The 16,359-nt window shown below is 62.6% G+C and carries 14 protein-coding genes; 1 reads left to right on the top strand and 13 read right to left on the bottom strand.

The genetic code is table 11. The features are described from left to right. Positions 1-82: 82 nt before the first annotated feature. The 9 genes from pnp to rimP all read right to left on the bottom strand — a co-directional run bounded on the left by pnp (position 83) and on the right by rimP (position 11,348). Positions 83-2,230 (bottom strand): polyribonucleotide nucleotidyltransferase, encoded by a 2,148-nt coding sequence (gene pnp, locus NKK47_RS12070; RefSeq protein ID WP_292654001.1) that lies wholly within the window; start codon positions 2,228-2,230, stop codon positions 83-85. 407 nt (positions 2,231-2,637) lie between these two features. Next, positions 2,638-2,949 (bottom strand): 30S ribosomal protein S15, encoded by a 312-nt coding sequence (gene rpsO / locus NKK47_RS12065; protein WP_280940423.1) that lies wholly within the window; start codon positions 2,947-2,949, stop codon positions 2,638-2,640. Between the two features lie 140 nt (positions 2,950-3,089). Then, positions 3,090-4,184, bottom strand: coding sequence for a magnesium/cobalt transporter CorA (corA, locus tag NKK47_RS12060; protein ID WP_023676906.1), 1,095 nt, complete (start codon positions 4,182-4,184; stop codon positions 3,090-3,092). A gap of 133 nt (positions 4,185-4,317) precedes the next feature. Further along, positions 4,318-5,271 (bottom strand): tRNA pseudouridine(55) synthase TruB, encoded by a 954-nt coding sequence (gene truB / locus NKK47_RS12055; protein ID WP_352455118.1) that lies wholly within the window; start codon positions 5,269-5,271, stop codon positions 4,318-4,320. After that, positions 5,271-5,696, bottom strand: a complete 426-nt coding sequence (gene rbfA / locus NKK47_RS12050) for a 30S ribosome-binding factor RbfA (protein WP_023676904.1) — start codon at positions 5,694-5,696, stop codon at positions 5,271-5,273. The genes truB and rbfA overlap by 1 nt, the downstream gene beginning before the upstream one ends. Positions 5,697-5,819: 123 nt before the next feature. Further along, positions 5,820-8,387 carry a translation initiation factor IF-2 gene (infB, locus tag NKK47_RS12045; RefSeq protein ID WP_352570339.1) on the bottom strand — a complete coding sequence of 856 codons (2,568 nt, stop codon included), beginning with the start codon at positions 8,385-8,387 and terminating at the stop codon, positions 5,820-5,822. Then, entirely contained in the window at positions 8,384-9,034 is a 651-nt protein-coding gene (locus tag NKK47_RS12040) for an RNA-binding protein (protein ID WP_352455116.1), read from the bottom strand. The genes infB and NKK47_RS12040 overlap by 4 nt, the downstream gene beginning before the upstream one ends. 38 nt (positions 9,035-9,072) lie before the next feature. After that, positions 9,073-10,668 (bottom strand): transcription termination factor NusA, encoded by a 1,596-nt coding sequence (gene nusA, locus NKK47_RS12035; RefSeq protein WP_023676901.1) that lies wholly within the window; start codon positions 10,666-10,668, stop codon positions 9,073-9,075. 47 nt (positions 10,669-10,715) lie between these two features. After that, on the bottom strand, positions 10,716-11,348 hold the full coding sequence (gene rimP / locus NKK47_RS12030; RefSeq protein ID WP_023676900.1) for a ribosome maturation factor RimP: 633 nt from the start codon (positions 11,346-11,348) through the stop codon (positions 10,716-10,718). 281 nt (positions 11,349-11,629) lie between these two features. Between rimP and NKK47_RS12025 the strand changes: the two genes are divergently transcribed. Beyond that, positions 11,630-11,794, top strand: coding sequence for a hypothetical protein (locus tag NKK47_RS12025; protein ID WP_352448601.1), 165 nt, complete (start codon positions 11,630-11,632; stop codon positions 11,792-11,794). A 60-nt stretch (positions 11,795-11,854) separates the two neighbouring features. Here NKK47_RS12025 and trmB read toward each other — a convergent pair whose 3' ends face one another. The 4 genes from trmB to lnt form a co-directional block, all read right to left on the bottom strand. After that, positions 11,855-12,556 carry a tRNA (guanine(46)-N(7))-methyltransferase TrmB gene (gene trmB, locus NKK47_RS12020; RefSeq protein WP_352576935.1) on the bottom strand — a complete coding sequence of 234 codons (702 nt, stop codon included), beginning with the start codon at positions 12,554-12,556 and terminating at the stop codon, positions 11,855-11,857. A gap of 11 nt (positions 12,557-12,567) precedes the next feature. Beyond that, positions 12,568-13,857, bottom strand: coding sequence for a methionine adenosyltransferase (metK, locus tag NKK47_RS12015; protein WP_023676896.1), 1,290 nt, complete (start codon positions 13,855-13,857; stop codon positions 12,568-12,570). Between the two features lie 330 nt (positions 13,858-14,187). Beyond that, the gene (locus tag NKK47_RS12010) at positions 14,188-14,607 is read right to left on the bottom strand and encodes a helix-turn-helix domain-containing protein (RefSeq protein WP_023676895.1); all 420 of its coding nucleotides are present in this window, start codon (positions 14,605-14,607) and stop codon (positions 14,188-14,190) included. A gap of 137 nt (positions 14,608-14,744) precedes the next feature. After that, positions 14,745-16,331, bottom strand: coding sequence for an apolipoprotein N-acyltransferase (gene lnt, locus NKK47_RS12005; protein ID WP_352576933.1), 1,587 nt, complete (start codon positions 16,329-16,331; stop codon positions 14,745-14,747). Positions 16,332-16,359: the final 28 nt, after the last annotated feature.

Here is a 16,359-nt window from a genome sequence, read left to right as displayed (position 1 = left end):
TCTTGAACTGCAAGGCTGTTGTTGAAACGCAAACGGGCGCGACCTTCCGGCGCGCCCGCTTCGATTGCATAGTTAGATCAGCTTAGGCGGCGTTTTCTTCGCCTTCGCTCTTCTTGTCGCGCACGATTTCCTTGCCGGTGGCCTGATCGACGACCTTCATCGACAGGCGGACCTTGCCGCGCTCGTCGAAGCCCATCAGCTTGACCCAGACCTTGTCGCCTTCCTTGACCACATCGGAGGTCTTGGCGACGCGGTCATTGGCGAGTTGTGAGATGTGGACGAGGCCGTCACGCGGACCGAAGAAATTGACGAAAGCGCCGAAGTCGGCGGTCTTGACGACCGTGCCTTCGTAGATTTCACCGACTTCCGGCTCGGCGACGATGGTGTGTATCCACTTCTTCGCCGCCTCGATCTCCTTGGCGTTGGCCGAAGCGATCTTGACGGTGCCGTCGTCCTCGATGTTGATCTTGGCGCCGGTCTTTTCGACGATCTCGCGGATGACCTTGCCGCCCGAGCCGATCACGTCGCGGATCTTATCGGTCGGGATGTGCATGACCTCGATGCGCGGCGCGAACTCGCCGAGCTCGGCACGTGCGCCGGACAGCGCGTGGGCCATTTCGCCGAGAATGTGCTGACGGCCATCCTTGGCCTGGTCGAGCGCGATCTTCATGATCTCCTCGGTGATGCCCTCGATCTTGATGTCCATCTGCAGCGAGGTGATGCCGTAGGCGGTGCCTGCAACCTTGAAGTCCATGTCGCCGAGGTGGTCCTCGTCGCCAAGGATGTCGGAGAGCACGGCGAAGCGCTCGCCTTCCTTGATCAGGCCCATTGCAATACCGGCGACCGGCTTGGCCAGCGGCACGCCCGCGTCCATCAGAGCCAGCGAGGTGCCGCAGACGGTAGCCATCGACGACGAGCCGTTGGACTCGGTGATCTCCGAAACGACGCGCAACGTATAGGGGAACTGGTCGGCGGTCGGAAGCATCGGCCGGATGGCGCGCCAGGCGAGCTTGCCATGGCCGATTTCGCGGCGGCCCGGCGAACCCATGCGGCCGGTTTCACCGACCGAATAGGGAGGGAAGTTGTAGTGCAGGAGGAACTTCTCCTTGTACATGCCGGTCAACGAATCGACATACTGCTCGTCCTCGCCGGTGCCGAGCGTGGCGACGACCAGTGCCTGGGTCTCGCCGCGAGTGAACAGCGCCGAGCCGTGCGTGCGCGGCAGGACGCCGACTTCCGAGACGATCTTGCGGACCGTCTTCAGGTCGCGGCCGTCGATGCGCGAGCCGGTGTCGAGGATGTTCCAGCGCACGACCTTGGCCTGGAGCTCCTTGAACACGGTGCCGATCTGTTCGGACGTGTATTTGGCCTCTTCGCCTTCTGCCGGCGCGAACGCGGCCTTGACCTTCGCCTTGACGGCGTCGACGGCGGCATAGCGCTTCTGCTTGTCGGTGATCTTGTAGGCGTCGCGAAGCTCGCCTTCGACGATCTTGAGCATCTCCGCTTCAAGTGCGGAATAGTCCGGCGCGGTGAAGTCACGCGGGTCCTTTGCCGCGACTTCAGCCAGCTTGATGATCGCGTCGATCACCGGCTGGAAGCCCCTGTGGCCGAACATGACGGCGCCGAGCATAAGGTCCTCGCCGAGTTCCTTGGCTTCGGACTCGACCATCAGCACGGCGTCGGCGGTGCCGGCGACGACCAGGTCGAGCTTCGATTCCTGCATCTCGTCGACATGCGGGTTGAGCACATATTCGCCGTTGATGTAGCCGACGCGGGCGCCGCCAACCGGGCCCATGAACGGCACGCCGGACAAGGTCAGGGCGGCGGAGGTGGCGACGATCGACAGGATGTCCGGGTCATTTTCGAGATCGTGCTGGACGACGGTGACGACGATCTGGGTGTCGTTCTTGTAGCCTTCGGCGAAGAGCGGGCGGATCGGGCGGTCGATCAGGCGGGAAACCAGCGTTTCCTTCTCGCTCGGACGGCCTTCCCGCTTGAAATAGCCACCCGGGATCTTGCCGGCGGCGTAAGTCTTCTCCTGGTAGTTGACCGTCAGCGGGAAGAAATCGAGGCCGGGTTTCGGCTCCTTCATCGAGACGACGGTGGCGAGAACCTTGGTTTCGCCGTAGGTGGCCAGCACCGCGCCATCAGCCTGACGCGCGATCTTGCCGGTTTCGAGAATGAGCGGACGGCCGCCCCATTCGATTTCCACTTTGTGGTAATTGAACATGTCTTGTCCTTCATATGCGGAAAGGGCCGCGCCGTTTCAGCGTGCGCGGATGCCCCTTTCCCTTGGCTTCCTTTCTCGGGCAGCCACGGGCAAGACAACGGGAGGCTCGGTTTATTCGGCGCGGTGCCGCACGAGCGTCCTGCAATCCTGCCCCATGACCGTCCATGGGCGGTTTCGAGCGGCCCTCTGCTGTTTCGAAACCGGGTTGGCCAATCGATCCGAGTGGCCTTGCGCGTGAACCCGAAAACCAGGTTTTCGGAAAATATCCTGCGCAAATCTAAACTTCAGAGCGTCCTTTGCGCATCCAAACCGATGCGCGGCGCTCTACTTCCTTCATGGAGCCTTGGATGACCCGATGCTCCAATGCGCGACCGGCGGGCTCTCGAAAGAACCCGCCGGTCAATTCGTCAACGGCGCAGACCGAGCTTCTCGATCAGCGTCTGATAGCGCGCGTCGTCCTTGCGCTTGAGATAATCAAGCAGGCTGCGGCGCTGGGAAACGAGAGCGAGCAGACCACGGCGGGAATGGTTATCCTTCTTGTGGTCCTTGAAATGGTCGGTCAGGTTCTTGATGCGCTCCGAAAGGATGGCCACCTGGACTTCCGGAGACCCGGTATCGCCCTTGGCGGTAGCGAATTCGCCCATCAATTCCTTCTTGCGTTCGGCAGTAATCGACATCGTGTTTTTCCTTGTCTGTTTGAGGAAACGGGACGCCCTCAGCCGGGATGTCGTCCAGCAGGGGCCGGTGCAAGCAACGCGTCAAAGCGCGAGGCTGCGGCGCATATAGTGCAATTCCGACAAAAAGGCCAGCCTAATTCACAAGCCGGCTTTTTGCTGCATAAACGGGCACTTCCGCCTAGTCAGAGCCATTTCTTCCATTTGAAGTACGCAAAGAGCCCGACCGCAACAAGCGCCATGAAGACGAGCGACAGGGGATAGCCGTAATAGGCTTTCAGCTCCGGCATGTTCCAGGGCGAGGTGTCGGGGTCGAAATTCATGCCCCATACGCCGACGAGAAAGGTAAGCGGCATGAAGATCACCGAGACGATCGTCAGATAGCTGATGACGTCGTTGGTGCGCGCCTGGCTGAGCGACAAGTGCATCTCGATCAGGCCGGTCAGCATGTCGCGCTGGGTTTCGACCAGTTCGATCAATCGCAGCGAATGATCGAGCGTGTCGTTCAGAAATATCTTGGTTTCGGCCTTCACATAAGAGACGTCGTTGCGGATCATGGTCGCCAGCGCGTCGCGCATCGGCCAAAGCACGCCCTTCAGCACATTGGCATCGCGCCGCAATTCGTGAAGCTGCCGCATCTGATGCTTGTGCGCCTGGTTCAGCATCTGGTCCTCAATGCTGTCGACCAATTCGCCGGCAGCCTCGATCGGCGGGAAATAGCTGTCAACGATGGCGTCGATCAAAGCATAGGCGAGATAGTCGGCGCCGCGCGAGCGCAAGCGGTTGGGCACCGAGCTTGCGATCCGCTTGCGCACGGGATCGAACGGGTCGCCTTCGCGTTCCTGGAAGGTGACGACGAAGTTCCTGCCGAAGAAGACGGCGATCTGTTCGTAGCGATGCGCGGTGACATCGTCGATCATCCTGACGACGACAAAGGCATGGTCCTCGAAGAAATCCACCTTCGGCCGCTGGCCGGTGTTGACGACATCTTCCAGCGCCAACGGATGCAGGTTGAAGATCCGGCCGATCTCCTCGATCAGCTGGATGTTGGCGAGGCCTGTGCAATCGAGCCAGATAACCGGCCAATTGTGGCAATGGGTGTTGACGTCGTCGATGCTGGCATTGTCGATGGTCTTGAACTTTTCGGGCGAGATCAATGTCAGCCTAAGCTCGGAACGGCGTGCCGCCGGGTCGGCGATCAGCGTGCCGGGCGAAGCCCCGACGGGCGGCCGCCGTGTGTTGAGCACCGCCCGCTTCCTGCCCGTCTCAGCCTTTGCCATGTGCCCCCTCGAATGCAGCGTCGGTGCCGCGCATCCCTTCGGACGGCAAACGACGCCGTCGCCCTGTTGATTTAGCGCATGATCCTTTCCCAAAATAGAATCCGGTTGGAGATCATGCGCCGAGAGACAGCTGTTACCCGATAAAGACCCGCTTTGGCTTGAACATGCCTTGCTCGATGGCGCCGATGGCGACCAGCTTGCCGCGCGCGGTGGCGCAGGCCTCCTCCGCTTCTACCGGCGCGTCACGGCCGCGAATGATGACCGGATTGCCGAGGCGGATTTTGGTTGCCGCATCATCGCTGATCGCGACCTGCGGCAGGCATTCGAGCGCGGCGGCGGTGTCGACCAGAAGTGCATCGATGGCACCGAAGTCGATCGGGGCGTCTGCTTCTTGCGGCTCGCCCTGCTCGCCGAAGCGGGCGGCTTCCAGCTCGGCCAGGGTAACGAAATCTTCCTGCGTGAACGGCTCGACCTCGACCCGCCGCAGCTCGGCGATGTGACCAAAGCAGCCAAGGTCGCGGCCCATGTCGCGCGCCAGCGAGCGGACATAGGTGCCCTTGCCGCATTCGACCTCGAAGATGGTGCGATCGGCCATGTGCTCGACCAGATCGAGCCGGCCGATCTCGACCTCGCGTGCCGGAATGTCGATCGTCTCGCCATCGCGGGCAAGGTCGTAGGCGCGCTCGCCGGCGATCTTGATCGCCGAAAATTGCGGCGGCGTCTGCATGATGACGCCGGTATATTTCGAAAGCAGCGCCCGTACGTCGGCTTCCGCCGGACGGCGGTCCGAGCTTTTGGTCGCCGGGCCTTCGAGGTCGTCGGTCGAACGCTCCTCGCCCCAGGCAACCGTGAAGCGGTAGACCTTGGCGCCGTCCTGGACGTATGGCACGGTCTTGGTCGCTTCGCCGAGCGCGATCGGCAGCATGCCGGACGCCAGCGGGTCGAGCGTGCCGGCATGGCCGGCCTTTTCCGCCTGGAACAGCCATTTGATCTTGGAGACGGCTTCAGTCGAGCCCATGCCGACCGGCTTGTCCAGTACCAGCCAGCCCGAGATCGGCCGGCCCTTCTTCTTGCCGCGACGCGCCACTATTCGCTGTCCTTCCGGTCGTCTTTGTCTTTGTCGTCGGCGCTGAGATCGCGCGCCACTTCGGGCGAGTGCAGCAACTCGTTTATCTTCTGGAAATTGTCGTAGCTGGTGTCGAGCCGGAAGCGGAATTCCGGCATGTACTTCATCTGGCGCAGCGCGCCGGAGACGCGGCCGCGCACGAACTTCGCATGCTTGTTGAGCGCCTCGATCACCGCCCCGGCATCCTTGGCGCCGAGCGGCGAAACGAAGGCGGTGGCGATCTTGAGATCGGGCGACATGCGCACTTCCGAGACCGAAACCACCGTGTTCTCGATCAGCGGATCGAGGATCTCGCCGCGCTGCAAGGTTTCCGACAGAGCATGGCGCACCTGCTCGCCTACGCGAAGCATGCGCTGGGATGGGCCTGATGTGATTGAACGGGGCATTTTTCTCTATCCTGAAATCGTGGGGCGCGGGATAGGACCGCACCACATGTCTCATATGGTTTGGGCGGCGGTCTTTCGACCACCGCCCGGTCTCGATGGATGCCCGAACTCGAACGTTCGAGCTCAGAGCGTCCTGGTCACCATCTCGACGCGGAAGCACTCGATGACGTCACCGACGCGCATGTCCTCGTAGTTCTGGAAGGCCATGCCGCATTCCTGGCCGCCCGGAACTTCCGAAACCTCGTCCTTGAAGCGCTTCAGGGTCTTCAGCGTGCCTTCGTGGATGACGACGTTGTCGCGGATCAGGCGCACGCCCGCACCACGCTCGACCTTGCCTTCGGTGACACGGCAGCCGGCGATCTTGCCGACCTTGGTGATGTCGAAGATCTCGAGGATCTCGGCATTGCCGATGAAGGTCTCGCGACGCTCCGGCGAGAGCAGGCCGGAGAGCGCCGCCTTCACGTCATCCACGAGATTGTAGATGATGGAGTAGTAGCGGATCTCGATGCCTGCCGCGGCCGCTGCCGCACGCGCCTGCACATTGGCGCGAACGTTGAAGCCGATGATCGCGGCCCCCGAGGTCTCCGCCAGCGACACGTCGCTTTCGGTGATACCGCCGGCTCCCGCATGGACGATGCGCGCACGCACCTCGTCGGTGCCGAGATTGTCCAGCGCCGCGTTGATCGCCTCGATCGAACCCTGCACGTCGCCCTTGATAACCAGCGGGAATTCTTTCAGTCCGCTGGTCTGCAACTGCGACATCATCTGCTCCAGCGAACCGCGCTGGCCGGCATGCCTGGCAACCGCCTTCTCGCGTGCCAGACGCTGGCGGTATTCGGTGATCTCGCGGGCGCGGGCCTCGTTGTTGACCACGGCGAAGCGGTCGCCGGCCTGCGGCGTGCCTTGCAGGCCGAGCACCTCCACCGGCATTGCCGGCGGCGCTTCCTTGACCTGCTCGCCGCGATCATTGACGAGCGCGCGTACCCGGCCCCATTCGTTGCCGGCGACGAGAATGTCGCCCGGCATCAACGTGCCGGTCTGCACCAGCACGGTAGCGACTGGGCCGCGGCCCTTGTCGAGCTGGGCTTCGATGACCACGCCTTCGGCGGTGCGGTCCGGATTGGCCTTCAGGTCGAGGATTTCGGCCTGCAGCAGGATCGCTTCGAGCAACTTGTCGAGATTGATGCCCTTGGTCGCCGACACCTCGACATCCAGCACCTCACCGCCCATGGATTCGACGAACACCTCGTGGCGCAGCAGTTCCGAACGCACCTTCTGCGGGTCGGCGTCATGCTTGTCGATCTTGTTGATCGCCACAATGATCGGAACGCCGGCCGCCTTGGCGTGATTGATCGATTCGATCGTCTGCGGCATGACGCTGTCGTCAGCTGCCACCACGAGGATGGCGATATCGGTCGCCTGGGCACCGCGGGCACGCATCGCCGTGAAGGCGGCGTGGCCGGGCGTGTCGATGAAGGTAACCTTGTGACCGTTCTTCTCGACCTGATAGGCGCCGATATGCTGGGTAATGCCGCCGGCCTCGCCGGAGACGACGTTGGCATTGCGGATGGCATCGAGCAACGAGGTCTTGCCGTGATCGACATGACCCATGATCGTTACCACCGGCGGACGCGGCTGCAGGTCCTCGGGACGATCGGCGATGTTGAACAAGCCCTCTTCGATGTCGGACTCGGCGACGCGGCGGACCGTGTGGCCAAATTCGGTGGCGACGAGTTCGGCCGTGTCGGCGTCGATGACGTCACCAGGCTTCAGGATCTGGCCCTGCTTCATGAAGAACTTGACCACGTCGACAGCGCGCTCGGACATGCGCTGCGCCAGCTCCTGGATGGTGATGGTTTCGGGCAGGATCACTTCACGCATGACTTTCTCGCGTGGCTCGTTATGCAACGCGCGCTTGAATTTCTCCTGACGGCGGCGCATCGACGAGAGCGAGCGGGCGCGCGCATCCTCGTCGGAAAGCGCCGAATTCAGCGTCAGCTTGCCGCGGCGGCGGTCTTCCTCGCCCTTGGTCGGTTTGGCCGGACGCGCCACTTCCGGCGTGACCAGACGGCGCACTGGTGCGCCGGCACCGGCCCGCTTCGGTTTGACCTCTTCCTCGTCATCGACTGTTGCCAGTTCGGCGGCGAGCGGCGCACGGCGGCGCGCCTCTTCCTCGGCACGGCGGCGGGATTCGGCCTCGGCTTGCAGCCGTGCCTCTTCCTCGGCCTGACGGCGAGCCGATTCCTCGCGCTCGCGGCGGCGGCGCTCTTCGTCCTCGCTGCGGCGCTTGGCTTCCTCGATGGCGCGCTGGCGATCCTCGACATCGCGGACCTTCGAGCCCTCGAGAGCCCGGCGGCGTGCTTCCATTTCCTGGCGCGACAACTCGTTCAGCACCATGCCGCCGCGTTCGACCGGCGGCGGAGGGGGAGGCGCCTTGGGAGCTTCCTGCACGGCGGGCGCTGCCGCGACCGGCTTCGGCGTGAAGACGGACACAGGCGCTGCCGCCGGCTCCGGCTTGTCGCCGGGCAGCGAGAACTTGCGCTTCTTGGTCTCGACGACCACCGACTTGGTGCGGCCGTGTGAGAAGTTCTGGCGCACCGTGCCCTGTTCCATACCGGGGCGCTTCAGCGTCAAGGTCTTCTTCGGCGTAACACTCAGCGTCTTGTCGTCGCCCGATTTCGTATCGCTCATTCCATATCCTCTGCGGCATCATCTTCGTCAGCAACGGCCGCAAGCATTGCCAGATCGTCCGGGGAACCGCCCCGATATCGGTCGAGCGCAACCATGCGCTTCTGGACCGCCCTGCCCGCGTCTCCCGCGAGAACGGCAGCATGTATCACATTTGTACCCCCCAATGCCAAGCTCAACTCGGCCTCGGAGAAAAGTTTGTAAGCGCGGATCGCAGGCCCGCCGAGGTGGACGGTTGCCCGTCGCGCCTGGCTTATCTTGCGGACGCCATCGTCGGAAGCCTCGGTCGCGTGGAGCACGAAAAGTGCAAGTCCGCCGCGCACGGCGCTCTCGACCTTGGTCGCTCCGAGCGCTATGGCGCCCGCCTTGCGGGCCAGGCCAAGCATGCCCAGAGCGGACCTGGAAAGCAGCGCGTCGACCATGCCGCCAAGATCGGCCGGCACGCTCACCTGCGCCTTAAAAGCACGGGCAAACAGGTTTTTGGCCGCTGCCTTTTCTATATGTAGGCGGTCGGCCGTCACCCAGCAACCGCGGCCGGGCAGGTTTCTCTTGATGTCCGGAACGACGGCCGAATCCGGGCCGACGACGAAACGGATCAGTTCATCCGGTTCGGCTTGCCTGCGGGTGACGATGCAGGTGCGATCGTTCATCTCGTCCAAGGGCGGGTTCGGTGCGATGCGGTTTCACCTCACGCACCGACGGTTTCGTCAGCCGGCACGCCCTCGGCGGCAAGCTCGTCTTCGGTGATCCAGCCAGCCTTCAGGCGAGCGGCCAGGACCATCTGCTCGGCATCGGCGCGTGATACGCCGTGGTTGGCGAGCACACCCGGGAATACCTTCGTCTCGCCGTCCTTGCGTTCCTTCCAACCGGTCAGGTCGTCGGCGGCGTAGCCGGCGAAATCCTCAATCGTCTTCACGCCGTCCTCGCCGAGCGTCACCATCATGGCGGTGGTGATGCCGGGAATCTCGCGCAGCTCGTCCTTGACGCCGAGCGCCTTGCGCTTCTCGTCATGCTCGGCTTCGATCTTCTCCAGATATTCGCGGGCGCGAGTCTGGATTTCCGAAGCCGTGTCCTCGTCGAAGCCGTCGATCGACGCGATTTCGCCGGAGTCGACATACGCGACCTCCTCGACGCTGGTGAAGCCTTCGGAAGCGAGCACCTGGCCGACCATCTCGTCGACGTCGAGGGCTTCCATGAACAGCGACGACCGTTCGACGAATTCCTTCTGGCGGCGTTCGCTCTCTTCCTGCTCGGTCAGGATGTCGATATCCCAGCCGGTCAGCTGCGAGGCAAGACGGACGTTCTGGCCGCGGCGGCCGATGGCCAGCGACAGCTGATCGTCGGGAACGACGACCTCGATGCGCTCGGCATCCTCGTCGAGCACGACCTTGGCGACTTCCGCCGGCTGCAATGCATTGACAATGAAGGACGCCGCCGAAGGCGACCACGGAATGATGTCGATCTTCTCGCCCTGCAATTCACCGACGACCGCCTGGACGCGGCTGCCGCGCATACCGACGCAGGCACCGACCGGATCGATGGAGCTGTCGCGCGAGATGACAGCGATCTTGGCGCGCGAACCCGGATCGCGGGCGACCGACTTGATCTCGATGATGCCGTCGTAGATTTCCGGCACTTCCATGGTGAACAGCTTCGCCATGAACTGCGGATGGGTGCGCGACAGGAAGATCTGCGGGCCGCGCTGTTCGCGGCGCACGTCATAGACATAGGCACGGACGCGATCGCCATACTTGTAGTTTTCGCGCGGAATCAGCTCGTCGCGGCGGATGATCGCTTCGCCGCGGCCGAGATCGACGATGACGTTGCCGTATTCGACGCGCTTGACGGTGCCGTTGACGATCTCGCCGATACGGTCCTTGTATTCGTCATATTGCCGGTCGCGCTCGGCCTCGCGCACCTTCTGCACGATGACCTGCTTGGCGGACTGGGCGGCGATGCGGCCAAAATCCATCGGCGGTAGCTGTTCGGCAATGAAATCGCCGAGCTGGGCGTCCGGATTGCGCTCGCGCGCCGAGGAAATGGCAATCTGCGTCGCGTAGTCATCGACCTTCTCGACCACTTCCATCAGCCGCTGCAGCTTCATCTCGCCGGTGTTGGCATTGATGTCGGCGCGGATATTGGTTTCCTGGCCGTAGCGCGAGCGCGCGGCCTTCTGGATCGCATCGGCCATGGCGGCGATGACGATCGACTTGTCGATCGACTTTTCACGCGCGACCGCATCGGCGATCTGCAGCAGTTCAAGCCTGTTGGCGCTTACAACCATCTTCTTTCTCCCGAGCTTGTTGCCGACCTTTACGGCCGGCAGCCCAATCACATTTCCTGTTCGGTTTCGTCTTCCGCACCCTCTGGTGCGTCTTCGGGTTCGCCGCGGCGTTTCCTGGCTTCCTTGCGCGCCCGATTGTCCTTCGAGAGCGCATCGCGGATAAGGTCGTCGGTCAGAATCAGCCGCGCTTCGGCAATCGCATCGTAGGGAACACGTACCGTCGGCTCCTCGCCGTAAGCGGCCTTGTCACGCTCGATCAGCACACCGTCCGCGTCGCTTTCGGCGATCTTGCCCTTGAAGCGCTTACGGTCGGCGACGAGAACCGATGTTTCCATCTTCACCAGATGGCCGGTCCAGGCTGCAAAGTCCGATTTGCGGACCAGCGGCCGGTCGATGCCCGGCGACGACACTTCGAGATGATAAGCCTTCTCGATCGGATCATCGACATCGAGCGCCGGCGACACCGCCCGGCTGACCTCTTCACAATCCTCGACCGTCATGGTGCCGTCTTCGCGCTCGGCCATGATCTGCAGCGTCAGCCCGTTCTGGCCCGACAGGTGCACACGTACCAAGCGGAAACCAATGGCGCGCAGTACCGGCTGAACGATCAGCGCGATGCGCGCATCGATGCCGCTTTCGCGGATGATGCGGTCGTCGCCTTCGCTTGCCGTCACTGTCATTCGGTCCTGTCACTCGATTTCTGTTGGTCGGCAGGTAATAAAAAAGAGCGGGACCGGGTGGACCCACTCTTCGTCATAGCGACCAAGAATTTGAAGCTCATATAGACGATCGTGGTCCTCGTTTCAAGCCCGTCCTGCATGACGGCAAGGCTCCGAGTCCGCAGCGCTGCGCCAAATGCATGGCGCCCATGCAGTGATCCCCCTTTGAGCACCGGCCACACACGACTATCTATGTTGCATTGCACAATTGGAGCGCTCACTGCGCTCAAAAGGGTACCATCATGAACAATCGTGGATTTTTTTCAGCCATAGGCGATGTCTTTAGCGTGTTCGGCAGCGCCGTAGCCGCGTCGCGGGCTGTGGAAAGCGGTCGCAAGCCGCGTGCGCATGATCTGCGCAATCTCGGCATGGAGCCGGCAGCCTTCGACAAGATCCGTCGCTTCTGAGCCAAGTGAGCGCCGAGAGCCTTCGGCCCGCTCGCCTTGTGCTCAGCTCTACTTTCCCGCTTATTTCCGCACGAAGGTGAGATAGGCGGGCCGTCGGCCTTCGCGAATGGCCTTGGCCTCATAGCGCGTCCCCGGCCAGCCATCATAGGGCCGGTGCCAGTCGGCTGCTTCGCTTGCCTGCCACGTGAAGGCGTCGTGCGCCCGGCAATGCAGGAGCGTCCAGTTCACATAGCTATCGATATCGGACGCAAAGTGGAACTTTCCGCCGTGCTTCAGGACGCGCGCGAAGCGGTCGAGATTGACCGGGCTGACGAAGCGCCGCTTCCAGTGCTTCTTCTTCGGCCACGGATCCGGATAGAGAAGATCAATGCCGTCAAGCGAAGCCTGCGGCAGCCAGTCCAGCAGACGTGTGGCGTCGTCGTCATAGACGAGCAGATTGGCAAGCGGCCGCTCCCGGACCGCCATCATCATCTTGGCCATGCCGTTGACGAAAGGCTCGACGCCGATAAAGCCGGTCGCCTGGCTGGCCGTAGCACGGTGCAGAAGATGTTCGCCGCCGCCAAAACCGATTTCGAGCTGGACAGCCGAAACTTCGGCTTCGAAAAGGCTGCGCAAGTCGGCCGGCGGTTCAACCGTCAGATCGAGCCTGTAGGCGGCGAAGCCGCTCTCCAGCGCCGCTGCCTGTTGTGGTCGAATGGTCTTGCCGCGCCGGCGACCGAAAAAGGCCTCGGTCGCACGGCTTGGCCGGTCCTTCGGATCCATAGGCGCCGCGGTTAGGCGGCGACTGCTTCGGCGACCGGTTCGGCGAGAGCGTCCTTGAGCGCCTTGGCGAGATCGGTCTTCTCCCAGGAGAAGGATCCGTCGCGGCCGGCCTTGCGGCCAAAATGGCCGTAGGACGACGTCTTGGCATAGATCGGCTTGTTGAGATCGAGGTGGCGGCGGATGCCGGACGGCGACAGGTCCATCACGGCGCGCAGTGCACGCTCGAGTTTTGCCTCGTCGACCTTGCCGGTGCCGTGCAGGTCGACGTAGATCGACAGCGGCTGGGCGACACCGATCGCATAGGAAAGCTGGATGGTGCAGCGATCGGCGAGCTTTGCGGCAACCACGTTCTTGGCGAGATAACGCGCCGCATAGGCCGCCGAGCGGTCGACCTTGGTGGTGTCCTTGCCAGAAAAAGCGCCGCCGCCATGAGGCGCAGCCCCACCATAAGTGTCGACGATGATCTTGCGGCCGGTCAGGCCGGCGTCGCCATCAGGCCCGCCGATGACGAACTTGCCGGTCGGATTGATATACCAGTTGCAATTGTCGGCAATCTTCAGGTCGCCCAGTGCTTCGCGAATATAGGGCTCGACGACGTTGCGCACCTTCTTCGAATCCCACGTCTCATCGAGATGCTGGGTCGACAGCACGATCTGCGTCACTTCCGCCGCTTTGCCGTCGACATAGCGGACGGTGACCTGGCTCTTGGCATCCGGCCCGAGCCTGCCGGCATCACCGCTGCCTTCATGGCGCGCAGCCGCCAGCAATTCGAGGATCTTGTGGCTGTAATAGATCGGCGCCGGCATCAGGTCCGGGGTTTCGCGGCAGGCATAGCCAAACATGATGCCCTGGTCGCCGGCTCCCTCCTCGCCTTGCCGGTCGGAGGCGTTATCGACGCCTTGGCCGATATCCGGCGACTGGCCGTGCAGCAGGACCTCGATCTTGGCTGTCTTCCAGTGGAAACCGGCCTGCTCGTAGCCGATTTCGCGGATCGCCTTGCGAGCGACCGACTTGAACTTGGCCGGGTTGACAATCGGATGGCCGGCCGCATCCTTCAGGACGTTGCCCTCCTTGTCCTTCTTGAGCAGCGTCTCGGGGACGCGCACCTCGCCGGCGATGACAACGCGATTGGTCGTCGCAAGCGTCTCGCAGGCAACGCGGACCTTCCACGGGTCCATGCCGGTCTTTCTGGCTTCGCGATAGACGAGATCGACAATCTCGTCGGAGATGCGGTCGCAGACCTTGTCGGGATGGCCCTCGGCAACGGATTCCGAGGTGAAGAAGTAATTGTGCCGCGTCACGGGTGTCCCCTCTTGAAAAAAATATCGGCAGGCCGCCGATTTTGGCGCGCCAGTTGTTAACGGTGCCGGGCGTCGCTCGTCAAGCCATGCAGCCGTTCTGGCATGAATTTTGACGTTATTATCTTTGCATCCCGAGACGGCGGCAGGGCGCACTGCGATCAGCCCTTGCACCAACAGACTGAGGAAAACGGCTTCGAGGAAGCGTGTCGAGCGAAATCGACCTGCGCTTCAGCGCATCTGCGGAATGAACATCCCTCAATGCGCGCAGCCGCGAGAAATTGCATGCCCAGCTACGGCGACCCCTTCCTTGTTGAACTCTTCACGGGCCAGTCAATCGACTTCGTCGGTGGAAAGCGACTTCACCAGCTCGATGATCTTGCGGCGCACTTTCACGTCGGCGATCTTGACGAAGGCGCGATTCAGCTGGAGGCCTTCCGGGCTGCCGCAGAATTCGACGGCGGAGGTCATCGAAGCATCCTCGGCAAATCCACGGTTGCCCACGGGCTCCTGACCGGGCGCATCCTCGAAAAAGAAGGCGACGGGGACGCCGAGTATGGAGGCGATTGCCTGCAAACGGCTGGCGCCGACGCGATTGGTGCCCTTTTCGTACTTTTGGATCTGCTGGAACGTTATGCCGAGGTTTTCACCCAGTTTTTCCTGGCTCATTCCCAGCATATTGCGGCGAAGCCGGATGCGGCTTCCGACGTGGATGTCGATCGGATTCGGCTTTTTCTTGTTTTCTTCTGTCATTTTTTCCTCGCCGAATTTTTCCGGCTTTTTCTATTTTGCTGCCCAAACGACGCCGCGGCCCGTGCCCCAACAGAACGACCTTATCGACTTCGAAAATTTTCAGGCGCTTACAGTATGAGTTTCTAATGTGTCGGCTGTCAATTCGCCCGTAGCCTTTGCCTTACGTTCAAAATGCATGCCGCAACGGCAAGCAAAAACATGATCAGCATTCCGTTAATGCGTCGCTGGCCGGAGGAAACGATGGCTTGGTTGGAGATCGGCACCCGCACATCGATCGCGCCGCGTGCATCGATTGCCAGCGCGTCGACGATGCGACCGCGCGGGTCGACAACGGCCGAAATGCCGTTATTAGCCGCGCGCAACAGGGGCACCCCATTCTCCACCGCCCGGATCTGCGCCTGCCTGAAGTGCTGGTACGGCCCCGGCGTGTCGCCGAACCAGGCGTCATTGGTGACGTTCACAATAAGCTCGGCTGACGTTGCGTCAACTGCGACCAGATCGGGAAAGATGACCTCATAGCAAATAAACGGCAGCGCCCGGATACCGCCGGGCAGCGCGATCGGATGCCGCTCATTGCCCGCCGCGAAGGTCATTGGACCGGCAACAAGCTGCTCAAGCCCGAAGCGGCCGAGCAGATCGGCGAAAGGCAGGTATTCGCCGAAGGGTACCAGGTGGACCTTGTCGACGGCATCGACGATTTCGCCCCTTTCGTCGATCGCCACCACAGAGTTGTAGTAACGGCTGCCGGCCGCCGAGCCGCCTTCCTCGCGAACGACGCCGGCGACCAGCATCTGGCCATCGCCAAGCATCTCTCCGATCGCAGGCAGGGCATCCGGACGTTCGGTGAACAGAAACGGCACGGACGTCTCCGGCCACAGGATCAATTGCGGCCTGTCATGGCCGGGTTCCGGCGCCTTGGCCGAAAGCCCCATCATGGTGGCGAAGATACGGTCACGCACCGAGGTATCCCATTTTTCCGTAAGGTCGACGGCAGGCTGCACGATACGGACGTCAAGGCTGCGGGCGGCCGGCTTTTCGGGGGCGGCGAGCCGGATATAGCCGAAGCCGGCATGGGCGGCGACGAGAACGACAAGCAATGCCGCGCCGAGGCGGAGATGCCGGCGCGCCGCAAGCAGCGCCGGCAGCGCAAAGACGAAGACCGCAAGCGCGTCCATGCCGACCATGCCGGTCACCGAGACGCTCTGCATCAGCAAAGGTACCGGCATCGCCGCATAGCCGACGGCATTCCACGGAAAGCCGGTGAACAGGAAGCCGCGCAGCCATTCCGCCAAGGCAAAGCCGAAGGCAAGTGCCGCGATGCGGCCGATGTCATTGCTCCACAACAGCCGGGCGACCACAGCGGCGAAGCCATAGAAGAAGGCGAGCGCGAGGGGGATGCCGACCACCGCGAACGGCAAGGCCCAGGCAAAGCTGTCGGCCTCGACCAGCAGCGCCGAGCCGACCCACCAGAGACCGGCAAGAAAGTAGCCGAAACCGAACCACCAGCCGATGGCGAAAGCCGGCAGCAAGCGCCGCAGAAAACCGTCCGAGGCTTCGCCGGTCGCGCCGTCGAGTAGCCACACCAGCAGGGGAAACGAAACGAAACAGACGGCGAAGAAATCGTACGGCGCCTGGGCAAGAACCGCCAGCGCCCCGGCAAGAAACGCAACCAGCGCGCGCCGCCAGCCCCAAAGCAGAATTATCCGGCCGGCCTGGCGCTCCATCTATGCTTCCGAGTCGTGCGAATCAGGA

It is taken from the genome of Mesorhizobium sp. M0019 (assembly GCF_040323975.1).
GTDB lineage: Bacteria > Pseudomonadota > Alphaproteobacteria > Rhizobiales > Rhizobiaceae > Mesorhizobium.
The sequence above is the reverse complement of the archived record's forward strand: the minus strand, read 5'-3'. Positions and strand labels throughout refer to the sequence as shown.

What these genes read in the sequence shown, in the direction of transcription:
- pnp (WP_292654001.1), bottom strand. Translation starts at nt 2,230, where the DNA reads ATGTTCAATTACCACAAAGTGGAAATCGAATGGGGCGGCCGTCCGCTC.
- corA (WP_023676906.1), bottom strand. Translation starts at nt 4,184, where the DNA reads ATGGCAAAGGCTGAGACGGGCAGGAAGCGGGCGGTGCTCAACACACGG.
- rbfA (WP_023676904.1), bottom strand. Translation starts at nt 5,696, where the DNA reads ATGCCCCGTTCAATCACATCAGGCCCATCCCAGCGCATGCTTCGCGTA.
- infB (WP_352570339.1), bottom strand. Translation starts at nt 8,387, where the DNA reads ATGAGCGATACGAAATCGGGCGACGACAAGACGCTGAGTGTTACGCCG.
- NKK47_RS12040 (WP_352455116.1), bottom strand. Translation starts at nt 9,034, where the DNA reads ATGAACGATCGCACCTGCATCGTCACCCGCAGGCAAGCCGAACCGGAT.
- nusA (WP_023676901.1), bottom strand. Translation starts at nt 10,668, where the DNA reads ATGGTTGTAAGCGCCAACAGGCTTGAACTGCTGCAGATCGCCGATGCG.
- rimP (WP_023676900.1), bottom strand. Translation starts at nt 11,348, where the DNA reads ATGACAGTGACGGCAAGCGAAGGCGACGACCGCATCATCCGCGAAAGC.
- NKK47_RS12025 (WP_352448601.1), top strand. Translation starts at nt 11,630, where the DNA reads ATGAACAATCGTGGATTTTTTTCAGCCATAGGCGATGTCTTTAGCGTG.
- trmB (WP_352576935.1), bottom strand. Translation starts at nt 12,556, where the DNA reads ATGGATCCGAAGGACCGGCCAAGCCGTGCGACCGAGGCCTTTTTCGGT.
- NKK47_RS12010 (WP_023676895.1), bottom strand. Translation starts at nt 14,607, where the DNA reads ATGACAGAAGAAAACAAGAAAAAGCCGAATCCGATCGACATCCACGTC.
- lnt (WP_352576933.1), bottom strand. Translation starts at nt 16,331, where the DNA reads ATGGAGCGCCAGGCCGGCCGGATAATTCTGCTTTGGGGCTGGCGGCGC.